Source organism: Nocardia altamirensis NBRC 108246 (assembly GCF_001612685.1).
Lineage (GTDB): Bacteria > Actinomycetota > Actinomycetes > Mycobacteriales > Mycobacteriaceae > Nocardia > Nocardia altamirensis.
Map to the genome: position 1 here is coordinate 1 of NZ_BDAY01000012.1, position 16,533 is coordinate 16,533.

Genomic DNA, 16,533 nt, shown 5'->3' on the forward strand with positions numbered 1-16,533 from the left:
AGAGATCGGGGAGGGTTTCGGTTGGTGTTGCGGGGCGGGCGGTTTCGAGCCAGAAGGCGTATTCGCGTAGGTAGGGTTCGAGGCCGTTGTGCAGGTAGGCCGAGTAGGCGCGGAGTCCCTCTTCGGCTTGGCGTTCCTGGTCGTAGCCGCTGACACCCTAGTTGCGGTTGGGCTTGTCGAGCCATTCGGTGAGTCTCGCTCGGCCGGCCCACCACTCGCGGATCAGCTCGAGGGTCCAGTGGTGATCACCATCGCAGGCGTAGGCGAAGTACGGGTCGCTGCGTGCTGCGGACAACACCTGGTGCGTTTCATGGGGGTTGCTTGGTTGGCGGAACACCACTTCGCTGCCCCAGTCTTCCTCGTACGTGACGTGGTTCGGCGCGACCAGCCTGCCGACCCAGCAGGAATCGGTGTTGGCGCCGTACAGGGGGCCGGGTATGTTGCGCCACTCGCGTTCCTCCCACTGTCCACGCAGGTAGGTGTGGGGTTCGCCGAGCACATGGCTCTTGGTGCCGATCAGTGGCAGGTCAGCCGACGCCGCGATCGTTGGCATTGGGTCCCAATACATTTCACTGGGTGGGTTTGTCTGCGGTGCAGGTGATGTCTTCGGTCGGGAGGGTGCCTTCGGCCAGGTAGGTGTTGATGGTGTTGTTGACGCAGGTGCTGAGGTTGGGGCGGAAGGTGAGGTGGATGCGGACGTCTTGGAGGGTGACCAGGCGGGACTCGGTCATCAGTTGGTGCAGGCGGACGCCGTGGGCGTAGGGGGTGCGTGGGTCGCCGGTCGCCTGCAGGAGGAGGGCGGGGACGGAATTGCGGACGACCGTGGGGGTTTCGACCGGGGCCGGCCAGAAGGCGCAGGGTTGGATGTTGTTCCCCAGTGCGCCGAAGACCGGTTGGGTGGCGCGGGTGTCTTCGATGTTGCGCCAGTACCAGGCCGGGTCGCGTGGTGCGCCCGCGTCACCGCAGGCGATCTGGGCGAGGACGGAGTCTTCGCTTTCGCGTAACTGCGCGACGATGGCGCGCATGCGGGTCGAGCGCGAGGCGGTCGGGGGACCGCCTGCGGCGTCGGCGATTTCGCGGACCGTTTCGGCGACGGCCACGTTCAGTCGGTAGCTGTGCAGCAGGCTGTGCAGGATGAACGGGAACCAGTGGTCGTCGATGGCGTAACCGTCGATGACGATCGGCTGGCGGTGGGCCGTGCGGACCAGCTCCTCGATGGTGGCCCGCACCTGCTGTGGTGTGCTGCCGAGCCGGTAGGTGTCGTCCTTGGTGGCGGCCCAGATCGCCCAGTTGTCGAGCGCGGCTTCGTCTGCCGGGCCCCAATCCTGTACCAGGCCTTCCCAGTACCGGTCCGGGTCGATGTTGCTGTCCAGCACGATACGTCCGCTGCGCTGCGGGAACATCTGGGTGAACACGGCGCCGAGATAGGTGCCGTAGGAGTCGCCGTAGTAGTCGATGGTCTGTTCGCCGAGGAGAGCGCGCACCAAGTCCATGTCTCGTGCGGTGTTGCGGGTGGTGAACTGCCTGAGCATGTCCGGGTCGCGCACCACACAGCTTGCGGCCATGCCCGCGGACAGCACAGTGTCTTGCGCGAAGCCGAGCAGATCCAGTCCCGCAGAATGAATCATCTCGCTGATCGGCCACCCACAGCGTCCGGTGTGCGTGGAGTCGCCGACTCCGCGCGGATCCATGCCGATCAGGTCGTGTGTCGCGAGCACGTCCGGTGACAGCACATCACCGAGCAGGTCGACGCTGTCCAGCCCGGACCCGCCCGGTCCACCGGGGTTCGACATCAGGATGCCTTGCCTGCGCGCCGGATCGGTGGCATGCACCCGCGAGATCGCCACGGTCACGGTGCGGCCGTCGGGCTGCCCGTAGTCCATGGGCGCGAGCACATCCGCACATTCACCGTCCGCTTTGTCCAAATTCTCGACGCCGCAAGGCTTCCACTCGAGTTGTTGTTGGTAGAACCGATCCCATCCGGTCGGTGCGGGCCGCTCGGGTGCCGCACCGCTTACCGGCGCTGCCGCCATCAGGAAAACGGCAACCATCGATACCGAACGCCACAACACAGTCGCCGACACGCCTCTCACACACGGATGATGCGTCGAGAACCGTAGCCGATCTCACGACCCGATGTGCACCCACGCACAACGGGACACAGCGGCCGTGACCGCTATGTCCCGTTGGTCATGATTCAGAGCGGAAGCGCGCGTTCGTCCAGCACGCACCTGCCCGCTTCGACGAGCGTCGTCCTGGCCCGGCGGCGGACGCGGCACCGGTCGACGGTGCAGTCGAGGTGCAGTTGCATTGCCGCGTGGGCTTGTTCGGTCGTCAGCGCACCGGGATCCCTCCCGCAGGCGAGCATGGCGGCCACATGCATGTTCAGGTTGGTGAGCGGCATCAGGCAACCTCCACCTGCGTCGCGCCGACCTTCCATCGATGTCGGGTCGGGGCGACGTACTCCTCGCCCCATGAGGATTGTCTGGCGGCCATGCCGAGCGCTTCCAGCGCCGTGAGCCCGACCTCGTCGGCGAGTTCGGCAACGGTGTCGAGCAAGGCAGGCACCACTTCGGCAACCCGCAGTGCCGCAACGGCCTGTGCGCACGTCAGGGTGCGGCCGGGAAGGTACGAAACCACCCAGCTCCCATGTCCGACGCTGCGGGCGCGATGCGGGGTGAGATCGCTGGTCATCAAGGACGACGCAATGACATGTACAGCCATGACTCCTCGTTCCTGCGGGCGACTCCTGCTGAGTGCCCTGAGGTTTCGCGAGGGGAACAAAGATGGCGAACGGTCCCTCCGGGCATACTTCCAGCACACCATTGAAGAGTGCATGAAACAACGCCCGCGATGGATATCCAAAAATTTCGCGCGAATTCCCAGCACGAAAACCAGCCGGGAGGGGAGGATTCTCCATAGTGGACGAAAGAGCCCGCTGCCCAAGCGAAGTGACGGGGAACCGAGCTTGCTGGTTGCCCCCGCGTGTCCAACGGGTGAGCAGCCGAACACAGAACGGAGCGTACTGTGTCAGCGAGTTCGGCAAGAGCGTCAGCGAGTTCGGAGCGAGCGTCCGGCGGGTCGGAAAGACCGACCGGTACCGACAGCGCCTCCTCTACCTTACCCCGTCGTCAGCTAGGCCGGTACCTGCGCGATTGGCGCACCCAGGCCGGCCTCACCATCGCCGAGGCGTCGCGGCTGATGGAGTGGGGCGCAAGCACTTTGCAGCGCCTGGAGAAGGGGCAGGCCGATCGTATTCGCACCATCGATATCCAAGAGCTGTGTCGCATCTACGGCATCCCTGACGGGCTGGCGGACGGCCTCAAGGGGCTGGCTCAGCAGGCCGCAGTCAAGAGTTGGTGGCATGCGTACGGTGACCTGATTCCCGAAAACTTCGATGTCTACGTGGGTTTGGAGGCATCGGCCCAGCAATTGAGTTCCTACCAATCGGAATTGGTGCTCGGCTTGCTGCAGACAGCGGACTACGCGACGGCCCTGCATCGTCTCGGCTATCCGGACGATCCGGTGATCGAGTTGGAACGGCGCGTGCAGCTGCGGCTGCAGCGGCAGGCGTTGATCACCAGGAAGGCCTCGCCGGCGACAGTTGCCGTGGTGTTGCAGGAGTCGGTCTTGCGCCGCGTCGTCGGTGGCGCCAAAGTGATGGCGGCGCAGCTACGACATCTTGCCGATTTGAGTACCAGTAACAATGTTTCGGTGCGTATCCTGCCGTTCGCGGCCGGCATTCCGCTCGGAGATTCAACGGGACCGTTCACGGTTCTGGAGTTCGGTACCGATAGTAAAGGACAGCCGGTAGAGCCGCCGGTGGTGTATGTAGAGGGTTTCACCGGCGATCTCTACCTCGAAAGACCGGTCGACGTGCAGCGGTACCATCGGGCACACGAGTGCCTCCAGCGCGCCGCGCTGGATATCCAAACCAGTAGACATCTGCTGCGGCAGATAGCGAAGGAGTTTGCGGCATGAGTATCGATCTGTCTGCGGCGCAGTGGTTTACGAGCACGCGCAGCGGAAGCAAGGATTGTGTCGAGGTGGCCTTCCTCGACGGTGGACGTGTCGGTGTCCGCGACAGCAAAAACCCGGGCGGCCCCGCCCTGATTTTCACTCCCGGTGAATGGGACACGTTCACATCTTGTGTAACGGAAGGTGAATTCGCCGGTTCGTGACAGCGGTACCGGCAAGCCAAGGAGTTCTTTCGTGAGCGAACGTAGCGAGGCGGAGTCGTGAGTATCAATAGTGGCGCGAATGTCGATCTGAGCGGAGCGACCTGGCGCAAGGCAGGCGCGGGCACCGGCAACGACAGCGTGGAAGTCGCCGTGCTGGCAGACGGGCACATCGGGCTACGCGACGGCAAGAATCCCGACGGTCCCGCGCTGGTCTTCACCCCGGCGGAGTGGGCCGCGTTCACGGCGGGCGTGCACGACGGCGAGTTCGACCGCCCAGAATAGACGCCCCGCTGGGCCCGGCCACGTACTGCGTGCGCCGGGCCCGGCGGTTTACTGGACAACTGATCAAGCGAGTACATGGGTAACTCACCGGGGACGAGCCAACTCCGCCCACGACGCTGCCGTCAGCCGCCAATGGCCCGATCACGCACCTGGATCTGGCCAGAAATCCCGGAGAGGCGGAACAGCCACGTCCTGGTGTTTCGCGTAAGCAACTTTCGGGTAGCCCACTCTTTGTGGACCGTGGGCTCAAAGGTTCCCACTCCCGGTACAGGAAATTACGGCCCGGGGATTGGGTGGAATGGTTGATCGTTGCACTGCTTTTCGCAGTGTCGGCGGTCGGCGTCTTCATTCTCACCGGCTCAGTGCTGCCTGCGTTGCTTGTCGGCGTGCTGGTGTGGGTGGTCGCCATCGGTGTGGTGGCAATCTTGTGAAGGGTGCGCGCACCGGCCGGGAGTGATCCCGGCCGGTGCTCACCTGGTCGACGTCGATCAGGTCAACGACGAAACAGTTTGTTGCCCAACCACACCAGTGGATCGTACTTGCGATCGGCCACGCGTTCCTTCAATGGGATCAGCGCGTTATCAGTAATTTTGATATGTTCCGGACAAACCTCGGTACAGCACTTGGTGATGTTGCAGAGTCCGAGGCCTTGTTCGTCCTGCGCGAGGTCGCGTCGATCGCCCACATCGAGTGGATGCATCTCCAATTCCGCGATCCGCATCAGGAATCGGGGCCCGGCGAACGAGGTCTTGTTCTCCTCGTGGTCACGCACCACGTGACAGGTGTTCTGGCACAGGAAACATTCGATGCACTTGCGGAACTCCTGGGACCGCTCGACATCGACCTGTTTCATCCGGTAGTCACCCGGCTTCAGATCCGCGGGCGGCGTGAACGACGGGATCTCCCGCGCCTTCTGATAATTGAAGGACACGTCGGTCACAAGATCCTTGATCACCGGGAAGGTGCGCATCGGCGTCACCGTGATGACCTCGGCCTCGGTGAAGGTGGACATCCGCGTCATGCACAGCAGGCGCGGGCGCCCGTTGATCTCGGCGGAACACGATCCGCACTTGCCCGCCTTGCAGTTCCAGCGCACCGCGAGGTCGGGTGCCTGGGTGGCCTGTAACCGGTGGATGATGTCGAGCACCACCTCGCCCTCGTTCACCGCGACGGTGAAGTCGTGCAGCTCGCCGCCGTCGAGGTCGCCGCGCCATACGCGGAATTTGGCGTCGTAACCCATCGCTACGCCTCTCGCTCTGTCGAATTCCCGACCGCGGCCGGATGCCCGGCGACTTCGTCCGGGGTGTAGTACTTTTCGAGCTCGCCGAGTTCGAAGAGGGCGAGCAGTTCCGGCCGCATCGGAAGCTGATTCTTCGGCGTCACTGTGACGTCAGGGATCGCATCCTTGGCCGTGCCCGGATCCACCGCACAGACCAGCAGTTTGTTGCGCCAGTCGGGGTCCATGGACGGATGGTCGTCACGCGTGTGGCCGCCACGACTTTCGGTGCGCAACAGCGCAGCCTGCGCGACACATTCGCTGACCAACAGCATGTTCTGCAGGTCGAGCGCCAGGTGCCAGCCCGGGTTGAACTGGCGATGCCCCTCGACGGTGACCTGCTCGAAGCGGGCCCGCAGCTCGGCGAGTTTGGCGATCGCCTCGCGCACCTCGTTTTCCTTGCGGATGATCCCGACCAGATCGTTCATCGACTGCTGCAGGTCGGTGTGCAGCGTGTACGGGTTCTCACCCGCGCCTTCGCTCGGCGGATCGAACGGTGCGAGCGCGAGTTTCGCGGCCTCGGTGACATCGGCATCGGACACAACGGGACGCTGTGCGAGCTGCTCGACATACGCTGCGGCGCCGAGCCCGGCCCGGCGGCCGAACACCAGCAGATCCGACAGCGAGTTGCCGCCGAGCCGGTTGGAGCCGTGCATGCCGCCGGAACACTCGCCTGCGGCGAACAGTCCTGGCACGGTGGCCGCCCCGGTGTCGGGATCGACTTCGACGCCGCCCATCACGTAGTGACAGGTCGGGCCGACCTCCATCGGCTCCGCCGTGATGTCCACGTCCGCAAGCTCTTTGAACTGGTGGTGCATGGACGGCAGGCGCCGCTTGATCTCGTCGGCGGGCATGCGCGAGGCGATATCGAGGAACACACCGCCGTGCGGCGTGCCGCGGCCCGCCTTGACCTCCTCGTTGATCGCTCGCGCGACTTCGTCACGTGGCAGCAGGTCCGGGGTGCGGCGCGCGGAGTCGTTGTCGCGCAACCACTGATCGGCCTCCTCCTCGGTCTCGGCGTACTGCCCCTTGAAGACCGGCGGGATGTAGTCGAACATGAAGCGCTTGCCGTCGGTGTTCTTCAGCACCCCGCCGTCGCCGCGCACACCCTCGGTGACGAGGATGCCCTTCACGCTGGGCGGCCAGACCATGCCGGTCGGGTGGAACTGCAGGAACTCCATGTTGATCAGGGTCGCGCCTGCCCGCAGCGCGAGCGCGTGGCCGTCGCCGGTGTATTCCCACGAGTTCGAGGTCACCTTGTACGACTTGCCGATGCCGCCGGTCGCCAAAACGACTGCGGGCGTTTCGAACAGGATGAAGCGGCCGGATTCGCGCCAGTAGCCGAACGCGCCGGAGATCCGGTCGCCGTCCTTGAGCAGTTCGGTGATGGTGCACTCGGAGAACACCTTGATCCGCGACTCGTAGTCGCCGGTCGCCGCGAAGTCCTCCTGCTGCAGCGAAACGATCTTCTGCTGCATGGTGCGGATGATCTCGAGACCGGTGCGGTCACCGACGTGCGCGAGACGCGGGTAGGTGTGGCCGCCGAAGTTGCGCTGGCTGATCCGGCCGTCCTCGGTCCGATCGAACAGCGCCCCATAGGTTTCCAGCTCCCACACCCGGTCGGGCGCCTCCTGGGCGTGCAGTTCGGCCATCCGCCAGTTGTTCAGGAACTTGCCGCCACGCATCGTGTCCTTGAAATGCGTTTGCCAGTTGTCCTTTTCGTTGGCGTTGCCCATCGACGCGGCACAGCCGCCTTCGGCCATCACGGTGTGTGCCTTGCCGAACAAGGATTTACACACCACCGCGACGGAGTGGCCGTGTTCTCTGGCCTCGATCACCGCTCGCAGTCCGGCGCCACCGGCCCCGATTACCACGACGTCGTACTTGTGCCGTTCCACTTCTGGCATGGCCGCGAATACTCCTGGTGTTGGGGCGGATCAGTTGATGAACCGCAGATCCGAAATCGTCTTGCTGGCAACCAACATGACGTAGAAGTCGGTCAGCACGAGCGTGCCGAGAGTTGTCCAGGCCAATCCCATGTGCCGGGTGTTGAGTTTGGAGACCTGGGTCCAGAACCAGTAGCGCACCGGATGGGCGGAGAAGTGCTTGAGCCTGCCGCCTGCGATATGCCTGCAGGAGTGGCACGAGAGGGTGTAGGCCCACAGCAGGATCACGTTGGTCCACAGCACCACGTTGCCGAGGCCGAAGCCGAATCCGCCGTCCTTGCCGTGGAACGCGACGATCGCGTCGTAGGTGTTGATCACCGAAACCAGCACGGCCACATAGAAGAAGTAGCGGTGCACGTTCTGGATGATCAGCGGCAGCTTGGTCTCGCCGGTGTACTTGGCGTGCGGCTCGGCGACCGCGCAGGCGGGCGGGGAGAACCACACGGCCCTGTAGTAGGCCTTGCGGTAGTAGTAGCAGGTCAGCCGGAAGCCGAGCAGGAAAGGCAGCACCACGAAGCCGAGCGGCAAGATCGCGGGCAGCTCACCGAACGGCGTGCCGAAGTGGCTGGATCCCTCGACGCACGAGGTGCTCAGGCACGGCGAGTAGAACGGCGTCAGATAGTGGTAGTCCGGCACCCAATATGCCGTTCGCACATAAGATCTGATCGTCGCGTAGATAACGAACGCAGCCAGGCCGAGCACCGTGACCAATGGCGGTACCCACCATCGATCGGTGCGCAGTGTGCGTTCTGCGATTCGGGCCCTGGTCTTGCTGAAGACGCCGGTCCCCGTTTCCGGGGTGGTGGTCGTGATCGGTGCGGCACTCACAGGTGGATGCCTCGCTGTTCTGTGCGGGTGGTCATCGTTACCTCCGCAATCGAATGTGATGCCCAGCACCATACGACACGCCCGCTATCGCTCGAGCGGGGTCCCGGCATTCCCGGCCCACCTGGATGCCCGTGATTTGCGACACACCGCTTGACGCATCCCGCGACATGGTTCCGTGGTGAACGAACCGCTAACTCTTCGAACTCGACTAAAACAGAACAAGATTCGAGAGGGGCTTGCTGAACGAAACCTCGAGTTGAAATAACGACGCGCCGATCGTCACACGGCGGCAACAAAATTGTGGTCCTCTTTCCCGAAGATGTACCCGCTGACGTGCACTGATGTACACGTCGCAGCCGCGGCGCCCGGTCGGGCGTCGCAGCGGCAGCCCGCGCGACCACCGAAGGTTGTGCGAGCGCCGTTGATCGGCCGGGGGAAGGAGTATCGAGGTGAGAAGAGCCGCGATTGTCGCGCCGGTCCGCACGCCGAGTGGGATCGAAGGGGGAGCGCTCTCCGGCATGCCGCCGGAGTGGCTGGCAACAACAGTGCTGTCGGCTGTGCTCGAACGGGCCGGGATCGATCCGATGCGCGTCGAAGACGTCGCGATGGCCTGCGTCGACGGCAGTCTCAGCACCGGACCGGAACTGAGCAGGCTGGCCGCGCGCGGCGCAGGCCTGCCCTTCGCCGTTCCCGGATTCCTCACCGACCGCCGCTGCGGTAGCGGCCTGCAGGCGGTGATCACCGCGGCGATGATGGTGCAGACCGGGGCCGCCGATGTCGTGGTGGCCGGCGGTGTCGAGTGTGCGACGGATCCCGTTGCGGGCCATGGCGAATCGGCGGCCGACGTCACCAATGCCGAGCAGCTGGCCCGCCACTACGGGATCAGCCGCGCCGAGGCCGACGAGTTCGCGGTGGCGAGCCATCGCAAGGCGGCGCGGGCGTGGCGGCAGGGCTTGTTCGGCGCCGAGGTGATTCCGGTCGGCGTCGGCGTGCTCGATGAACCGCGCTGGTCCGATCCCGGTCAGGAAAGCACCGGCGGGCACCGGATCCTGCGCGACGAGGGCGTGCTCGACGACGTCTCCACCTACACGTTGTCGGCGCTGCGCCCGTTGCTCGCCAACGGCGTGGTCACCGCGGGCAACATGAGTGCGCACCGGCACGGTGCGGCGGCCTGCCTGGTCGTCGCCGAGGATCGGCTCGTCGAGCTCGGGCTGACCCCGATGGCGTTCCTGGTCGGCTGGGCCGCGGCCGGATGCGATTCGGGCACAGCGACTCTCGGTGCCGCGCCGGCGGTGGCGAAGCTGCTCGCGCGCACCGGGTACACACTCGACGACATCGATCTGGTCGAGGTCAACGAGGGGTTTGCGGTGGAAGTGCTTGCGCTGGCGCGGGAATGGGATTTCGATCCGGCTGACCGCCTCAACGTGAACGGGTCCGCGATCGCGCTCGGCCATCCGGTCGGCGCCACCGGCCTGCGCATCATGACCACGATGCTGCACGAACTGATCAGGACCAACGGCACTCTCGGCCTCGAGGCGATCGCGCTCGGCCATGACCACGGGATCGCGGCGCTGTTCGAATCGGCCACGTCGACACCGATCCCGGAAACACCGCGTGGTGCGCGTTTCCATGGAGTGCGGCCGGCGAGACGCTTCGGCAAGCACCGCGCTTCCTGACGAACCGCCAGTCCTGCCTGGTCCGCGCCGAAAGCGTTCGGCCGACACCGGGCCTCGTGGGTAGCGGCCGCGATCCGGCGACCACGCACCTCAGGCGGGGGGACCGCGTCGCAGGTCGGGACCGCGTCGCAGATCGGACACAACACTTCGCGGACCCACCGGCACGGCGTGGGCCCGCGAAGCTCAGCTGTTCACCTCGTCGGCGGCGTTGCCTGACGCGCTATTCGGTCCTCGGCCGGGAGTGGAACCCGAGGCCCTCGTCCTGTGCGCCCATCCAGGCCGCCTCGTCGGACTTGCTGTCCGGGACGTAGATGGTCTCCTGCGGGCGGCGCGGCACCAGGGCCGGCGGCGACTGCTCGAGCTCGTCGGCGTCGATGACGAGCCGTTCGAGATCGTTCTCCAGTCGCCGCACCATGTTCGCGTCGCCATAGTGGTTCCGCAGTACGCCGATGGATTGCCGGAGCTGGCCGACCGCGAAGCGCAGTTCCGCGATTTCGCTGCGTGTCATCGATACCTCCTGTGTTCCTGGCGGACAGGCGAACTCGGTGGTAGCAGGGTCCCAGTATGGCCTTCCTCAAAGCACGCTGCACCGAGTCGTGTGAGCCACCACACAACGTGATCTCTAACACAGTACAGAAGGAATGCCGATCTGGCTTGTCGAGAAACGATGTTGGGCGGTTTGCCTGAATGTTGCCTGAAGGCGAGAGTCGACGTTCGTGTGAATCTCCGAACGTCCGTCGTCGGCGATCCGGCACGGCTCAGCAACTCTCCGGGCACGGCTCGCGGACCGTCGGACGTCCAGCCCGCTTGCCGTACTTCAGGCGATGTCGGTGTGCCCAGCTCCGCTCGGGTGCGGCACATTCGGTGTGTCCGTGTCAGGTACGCCTCGTCCACATCGAGTAAGACCGAGCCCGCACCGACCCGGATACACCGGGATCCGACTCTCACCCGGCGACGGCGTACTCCGTCCCCGGCCCGCGCATGCTCGCGACAACCTGCTCGACCAGTCCGACGATCGACAGCGCGACCTCCTCGGCCCGCTCGAAGATCACGCTGTGCCCCGCCCCCTCGAGCGGAACCAGCTGCGACCCGGCCAGCTGCGAGGCAAGCACCACCGAATGCGCGAACGGCACCACGATGTCGGCCGTGCCTGCCAGCACCAACGCCGGAATGCTGCCGAGCCGGTGCAAGGTCGCGGTCTCGTCGAAGGTGATCAACGAGGCGAGGAAGCTCGACATGGTCAGCAGCGGCGTCTCGTTCAGCATCGCCGTCGCCACCGCGACCATGCGCGGATTCACCCGCCTGGTGCCGGAATTCGCCGCCCGCATGATCGGCTCGAAGATCCGCCGCGACATCCGCTTGGAGCCCTGCATCATCCGGGGCGCCCGCACCACCGCGACCTGCAGCGAGTTCACCGCGCGCCGCTTCAGGAATCGCCCGAGCCCCACCTCGGTGAGGCCGTTCGCCGCGCCTGCGATCAGCCCGACGCCGACCACCCGGGTGCCGATCGCCTCCGGGAACTGCCTGGCATAGGCGAGCACCACCATCGCGCCCATCGAATGCCCGACCAGAATCACCGGCCCGCTCGGCACCGTCGTCCGCAGCACGGTGTCCAGGTCGCGGCCGAGTTGATCGATGGTGTACGTCGACGGGTGCGCCTCGCCGGATTCACCGTGGCCGCGATGGTCGTAGAAGACCATCCTCGTCTCCGCGCCCCACTGCCGCAGCAGCTGATCACGGAGGAAGGACCAGGATTCGGTGCGCAGGCAATGGCCGTGTGCGAACACCACGGTGACGGGAGCGGTCTCGGTGCCGAAGCTGCGGACCGACAGTGGGACGCCGTCCTCGGCCGACACGGTGACGCGGTGGCCGTCGTAGTCGGCGGCGCAGCGAGCGATAGTCGTGGACATGAAGGCCTCCTGGGGAGGGTGCATCCTTGCGGAGCGTTCTTGCCCGGTTGTCGTTATACATTTCCGCCGCGTTAGCGGCCCATACCTGCCGTTACGGACAAGTTGTGGAACCGAAGCTGTCCCGCCTCTCCGAGAGTTTTTGCGCCAGACTCGAGCGCGGCGCAGAAACGCCAGCGGGCTGCGGGCCTGGGGTGGCTTGGTTCGCCGGTACCCGGGGAGTTACCCATGTGCGTGCGAGATCAGGTGTCTCGTTGCGAGAATTTGGAAATCTAGTGAACTATTCGATATTTGGTAGATATATATAGATGTTGATGGTTTGGGTTGCTTGGTCATTCTTGGGCTGGTGAGTGGATCTTCTAGAGTTCCCTAGATTTTGTTAGGGACGTCGACGCTACTCGTCGCGACGGGTTGGCTATCCCCTGTGATGGGAATCTATCTATGTCTAGCGTTTGGACGAGACAGCTCAATAATTGCCGATCGGTGGCACCCGCCGAGCGCCGTGTTCGAGGTACGCCGTAATCGAAACACGGCACCCGGTGGGCGGCCGACCGACCGGTGGCTAGGTGCCCGCGCCTGCGCGGGTGGACGGCAGGAACGGGCGCAGCAGGTTGGGCTCGGTGGACGGGCCCATCTGCCATTCGGCGATCCAGGGGCCGGTGCCTTCGCTCGGGTCGAAGACGCCGTCTTCCAGCCAGGTGTAGCGGCCGTCGAGCACGCCGCGGGTCAGGGCCCGATCGTCCTCGTCGGTGTTGTCCCACAGCGCGTCGAAGAGCTTGCGCACCCGAATCTTCGACTGCCTGCAGAAGGTGTCGGCGAGTTCCTCGGCGGCCTTGGCCTCGGGCGCGCCCGCCGCGGCCAGCGCATGCGCCCGCACGCAGGCGGCCGACATCGCGAACAGTTCGGCGGCGATGTCGACGATCCGGCCGAGGAAGTTCTGCTTGTACTCGAGGCCCGCCTGCCAGCGACCCATCGCGTACATCAACGACCTGGCCTGCTTGCGCGAGCTCCGTTCGACGAACCGCAGATGCTTTGCGAGCGCGCCGAATTCGGTGAAGGTCGCGGCCGTGGTGCCCGCGCCGACCGCGAGCTGCGGGAACCACTTGGCGTAGAAGCCTGCCGCGCCGACCGCCGCCTTGGCCTTGTCCTTGAACTCGGCGTTGCGGTCGACCAGTGCGCCCGCCGCGGCCATGTGCGCGTCGGCCATCTCTCTGGCGACCAGCAGCCGCATGATCTCGCTCGAGCCTTCGAAGATCCGGTTGATGCGCAGGTCGCGGACCAGCTGTTCGGCGCCGACCGCGCGTTCGCCACGGGCCGCAAGAGACGCTGCGGTTTCGTAGCCGCGGCCGCCGCGGATCTGCACGAGCTCATCGGCGATGGCGCAACTCATCTCGCTGGCCCACAGCTTGGCCAGTGCCGCCTCGATCCTGATGTCGTTGCGGGCCTCGTCGCACATGGCGGCCGACAGATCGAGCGCCGCCTCCAGCGCGTAGGTGGTCGCGGCGATGAACGAGATCTTCTGGCCGACCGCCTCGTGCTCGCCGACCGGCCTGCCCCACTGCACCCGCTCGCGGCTCCACTCCCTGGCGATCTTCAGCGACCACTTCGAGGAGGCGGTGCACAGCGCGGGGATCGCGAGCCTGCCCGCGTTGAGTGTGGTGAGCGCGATCTTCAGGCCGTCGCCCTCGCGGCCGATCAGGTTGGCCTTCGGCACACGCACGTCGTGCAGCCTGGTGACGCCGTTCTCGATGCCACGCAGTCCCATGAACGCGTTGCGCCGCTCCACCGTGATGCCCGGTGAATCGGCCTCGACGACGAACGCCGAGATGCCGCCGCGATGTCCTTCGCTCTTGGGCACCCGCGCCATCACCACGAGCAGTTCGGCCACCACGCCATTGGTTGTCCACAGCTTGACGCCGTTGACTACGTAGGCCGTTCCGTCTTCGGTCGGGACGGCGGTGCTCGCCATCCTGGCCGGGTCGGAGCCGACGTCGGGCTCGGTGAGCAGGAAGGCGCTGACCGCGCCGGCCGCGCAGCGTGGCAGGAATTCCGCCTTCTGCTCCGGGGTGCCTGCCAGCTTCAGCGGCTCGGGCACGCCGATGGACTGGTGCGCGGAGAGCAGCACGCCGAGGCTGGGATGCGCCGAGCCGACGAGCATCAGCGCGCGGTTGTAGCCGAACTGGGAGAGGCCCTGTCCACCAAAGGATTCCGGGATCTTCAGCCCGAAGCAGCCGAGTTCGGCGAGGCCCTTGACGTATTCGTCGGGGATCCTGCCCTCGGCCTCGATCACCGCGCCGTCGACGGATTCGCAGAACGGCCGCAGCCTGGCCAGGTACGCCTCGGTGCGCGCGGCGTCCTCGTCGCTCGGCTGCGGGTAGGGATGGATCAGGTCGAGCCGGAACCGTCCGAGAAACATCTCCTTGGCGAACGACGGTTTGGCCCAGGTGGTTTCGCGAGATTCCTCGACCAGCGCGCGGGCCTGTTCTTCGGTGGCGTCGACTTTCGCGGGTGTCGCCATGATGTCCTCCTCGTACGTGATCAGGATCACATTCGAGTGTAGGAACTTTAGTTACCGGCCGGTAGGGCCGCAGGTCGATTGATTTCTATCGATCTCTAATGATCTTGGTAGACAAGCTAATGCGAGGCTATCCCGGAGGGGGGACGCGGGCCGTCACACGCTACGCAGATAGCGACCGAAGTGCGGAACGGTGAATCCGATGGTGCCGCGCTCGGCCGAATAGATCAGCCCCTTCTTGATCAGCCCATCCCGGGCCGGCGAGAGCGAGGCGGGCTTGCGGCCGAGCTCGCTGGCCACCGCCGAGGTCGCCACCGGGCCGTCGTCGCCCGCCAAATCGGCCATCGCACGCATGTATTCGCGCTCCGCGGGTGTTGCCCGTTCATAGCGGGAGCCGAAGAAGCCGACCGCCAACTCCTCCTCCGCGGTCGGCGCGGCCACCTCGACATCCTCGGCCGAGATGGGGCTCTCCGGCGCCTGATCCCACGCCGCCTTCCCGTAGGCCTGCACAAAGTACGGATAGCCATCGGCCTTGTGGTACAACGCATCCAGCGCTTCGTCGGTGAACTTCACCTCCTCGCGCTCGGCGGGCGCGATCAACGCCAGATCCGCGGATTCGCGGTCGAGCCGGTCGATGCGGTGATAGCTGAACAGTCGCTCCGAGTAGCTCTTCGAGGCGGACAGCACCGCGGGCAGGTGCGGCAGTCCGGCGCCGACCACGATGAGAGGCGCTGCGTCCTGGCTCAATTCGTGGCACGCGCCGCAGATCGCGGAGACGTCGGCGGGCCCGAGATCCTGCATCTCGTCGATGAAAATCGCGATGCCGACACCGATTTCGCTGGCCAGCGCGGCCGCCTCGACCAGCAGCTCGACCAGATCGATCTCGATATCGCCGGAATCGGCGCGGCCGGTGACCGCGGGTACGTCGATGCCTGGTTGCCAGCGCTCGCGCATGCCCTTGTCGGCGGTGGCGCGCAGCGCGAAAGCCTTGAGGATGCCGAGGAAGTCGTCGACCCGTTCCGGATTGCGGTGTGCCATGGCGATCGCGCGGACGGCCATGTGCAGCGCGGAGGACAACGGACGGCGCAGCTCTTGATCCGGCCGCGCCTCGATTTTGCCGGTGCCCCAGCCTCTACTGATCGCGGCGGAGCGAAGTTGGTTGAGCAGCACGGTTTTTCCGACGCCACGCAATCCGGTGAGCATGACACTGCGTTCCGGGCGGCTCCGCGCGACGCGCTCCAGCACGATGTCGAAGGCGGTGAGTTGCTTGTCGCGCCCGGCTAGTTCGGGTGGGCGCTGTCCGGCTCCGGGAGCATACGGATTCCGCACGGGGTCCATACCCTGACACCGTAGCCCGTCGATCCGGAGAATATGCGCGCATCTACGGCGTGTCCTAGATATCGCTAGCGGCCGCTTGTTGCACGATGGTCGGCGCAGCACGCCGTGCCCGCGGCGTCGGCGCAGGTACACCTATTGCTGCGGCGCGTAAGTCACTACGCTGATGGCGGTTTGACGAGTATCGGAGGGGCATGTCCGACGAACCCACCCCGACCACCGCCGAGGTGGTCGAGTCATGGAACGTTCCGGCGGGAGCCGCCGTTGCGCGGCGCATCCGCGCGAACATCCTGGTGGCGATCGAACGCGGGTACGACGATCCGCAGCTCGTCGCCGATCTCGCGGTCGGTCCGTTGGTGATGGCACTCGGACAGCTGGAGGTCGGGCTCGCCGACGCGCAGCGCCGGATCGTCGAGCTGGAGCGGGCGCTCGCCGAGCGCGATGGCGGACCGGGCGTCGCACGCGAATTCTGAGCTCCCCGCGCCCGATTCGTCCGGTCGGGTAACGATCGTTGCGCGGCGCGCGATGGTAGATATCGTGTCGTGACCTGACGGGCGTGTCGCGATCTCGAGCGTCTGTCCAGCCAT

At 65.6% G+C, this 16,533-nt stretch carries 17 protein-coding genes; 6 read left to right on the forward strand and 11 right to left on the reverse strand.

The window, feature by feature from the left end:
* Nucleotides 1-157: 157 nt before the first annotated feature.
* From NA11_RS08410 to NA11_RS08425, 4 genes are all read right to left on the reverse strand, one after another.
* Nucleotides 158-553 carry a ferredoxin gene (locus NA11_RS08410; protein ID WP_174567668.1) on the reverse strand — a complete coding sequence of 132 codons (396 nt, stop codon included), beginning with the start codon at nt 551-553 and terminating at the stop codon, nt 158-160.
* Between the two features lie 16 nt (nt 554-569).
* Nucleotides 570-2,033, reverse strand: a complete 1,464-nt coding sequence (locus NA11_RS08415) for an alpha/beta hydrolase (RefSeq protein WP_167837598.1) — start codon at nt 2,031-2,033, stop codon at nt 570-572.
* Between the two features lie 164 nt (nt 2,034-2,197).
* Complete coding sequence (locus NA11_RS08420) at nt 2,198-2,404, reverse strand: hypothetical protein (protein WP_069161235.1); 207 nt, start codon at nt 2,402-2,404, stop codon at nt 2,198-2,200.
* Nucleotides 2,404-2,724, reverse strand: coding sequence for a hypothetical protein (locus tag NA11_RS08425; protein WP_069161236.1), 321 nt, complete (start codon nt 2,722-2,724; stop codon nt 2,404-2,406). Before NA11_RS08425 ends, NA11_RS08420 begins: the two co-directional genes overlap by 1 nt.
* A 303-nt stretch (nt 2,725-3,027) precedes the next feature.
* On the opposite strand from NA11_RS08425, the gene NA11_RS08430 reads away from it, so the two are divergent.
* The 4 genes from NA11_RS08430 (at nt 3,028) to NA11_RS47015 (ending at nt 4,894) form a co-directional block, all read left to right on the forward strand.
* Nucleotides 3,028-3,981, forward strand: coding sequence for a helix-turn-helix domain-containing protein (locus NA11_RS08430; protein WP_069161237.1), 954 nt, complete (start codon nt 3,028-3,030; stop codon nt 3,979-3,981).
* Nucleotides 3,978-4,181, forward strand: coding sequence for a DUF397 domain-containing protein (locus NA11_RS43775; protein WP_084654363.1), 204 nt, complete (start codon nt 3,978-3,980; stop codon nt 4,179-4,181). Before NA11_RS08430 ends, NA11_RS43775 begins: the two co-directional genes overlap by 4 nt.
* Before the next feature lie 57 nt (nt 4,182-4,238).
* The gene (locus NA11_RS08435; protein ID WP_069161238.1) at nt 4,239-4,463 is read left to right on the forward strand and encodes a DUF397 domain-containing protein; all 225 of its coding nucleotides are present in this window, start codon (nt 4,239-4,241) and stop codon (nt 4,461-4,463) included.
* 302 nt (nt 4,464-4,765) lie between these two features.
* A complete protein-coding gene (locus NA11_RS47015; RefSeq protein ID WP_281196841.1) occupies nt 4,766-4,894 on the forward strand; it encodes a hypothetical protein in 129 nt (42 codons plus the stop codon).
* 62 nt (nt 4,895-4,956) lie between these two features.
* Here NA11_RS47015 and NA11_RS08445 read toward each other — a convergent pair whose 3' ends face one another.
* Genes NA11_RS08445 through sdhC form a run of 3 tightly spaced genes read right to left on the reverse strand, consistent with a single transcriptional unit; the run spans nt 4,957 to nt 8,513 of the window.
* Complete coding sequence (locus NA11_RS08445; protein WP_069161240.1) at nt 4,957-5,703, reverse strand: succinate dehydrogenase/fumarate reductase iron-sulfur subunit; 747 nt, start codon at nt 5,701-5,703, stop codon at nt 4,957-4,959.
* Between the two features lie 2 nt (nt 5,704-5,705).
* Entirely contained in the window at nt 5,706-7,646 is a 1,941-nt protein-coding gene (locus tag NA11_RS08450) for a fumarate reductase/succinate dehydrogenase flavoprotein subunit (RefSeq protein WP_069161241.1), read from the reverse strand.
* A 30-nt stretch (nt 7,647-7,676) separates the two neighbouring features.
* Nucleotides 7,677-8,513: a succinate dehydrogenase subunit SdhC gene (gene sdhC / locus NA11_RS08455; protein ID WP_069161242.1), complete on the reverse strand. Its 837-nt coding sequence runs from the start codon at nt 8,511-8,513 to the stop codon at nt 7,677-7,679.
* Between the two features lie 449 nt (nt 8,514-8,962).
* On the opposite strand from sdhC, the gene NA11_RS08460 reads away from it, so the two are divergent.
* Nucleotides 8,963-10,189, forward strand: a complete 1,227-nt coding sequence (locus tag NA11_RS08460) for a thiolase family protein (protein WP_084654365.1) — start codon at nt 8,963-8,965, stop codon at nt 10,187-10,189.
* Between the two features lie 220 nt (nt 10,190-10,409).
* On the opposite strand, the gene NA11_RS08465 is transcribed toward NA11_RS08460, so the two are convergent.
* The 4 genes from NA11_RS08465 to NA11_RS08480 form a co-directional block, all read right to left on the reverse strand.
* On the reverse strand, nt 10,410-10,697 hold the full coding sequence (locus NA11_RS08465; protein ID WP_069161243.1) for an Rv0250c family protein: 288 nt from the start codon (nt 10,695-10,697) through the stop codon (nt 10,410-10,412).
* 436 nt (nt 10,698-11,133) lie between these two features.
* On the reverse strand, nt 11,134-12,099 hold the full coding sequence (locus NA11_RS08470; RefSeq protein ID WP_069161309.1) for an alpha/beta fold hydrolase: 966 nt from the start codon (nt 12,097-12,099) through the stop codon (nt 11,134-11,136).
* Nucleotides 12,100-12,658: 559 nt separating this feature from the next.
* Nucleotides 12,659-14,614, reverse strand: a complete 1,956-nt coding sequence (locus NA11_RS08475; protein ID WP_069161310.1) for an acyl-CoA dehydrogenase family protein — start codon at nt 14,612-14,614, stop codon at nt 12,659-12,661.
* Between the two features lie 153 nt (nt 14,615-14,767).
* Nucleotides 14,768-15,949 (reverse strand): ATP-binding protein, encoded by a 1,182-nt coding sequence (locus NA11_RS08480; protein WP_069161244.1) that lies wholly within the window; start codon nt 15,947-15,949, stop codon nt 14,768-14,770.
* Between the two features lie 191 nt (nt 15,950-16,140).
* Here NA11_RS08480 and NA11_RS08485 point away from each other — a divergent pair, with 191 nt between their 5' ends.
* Nucleotides 16,141-16,419, forward strand: a complete 279-nt coding sequence (locus NA11_RS08485; protein ID WP_069161245.1) for a hypothetical protein — start codon at nt 16,141-16,143, stop codon at nt 16,417-16,419.
* The last annotated feature ends 114 nt before the right edge of the window (nt 16,420-16,533 follow it).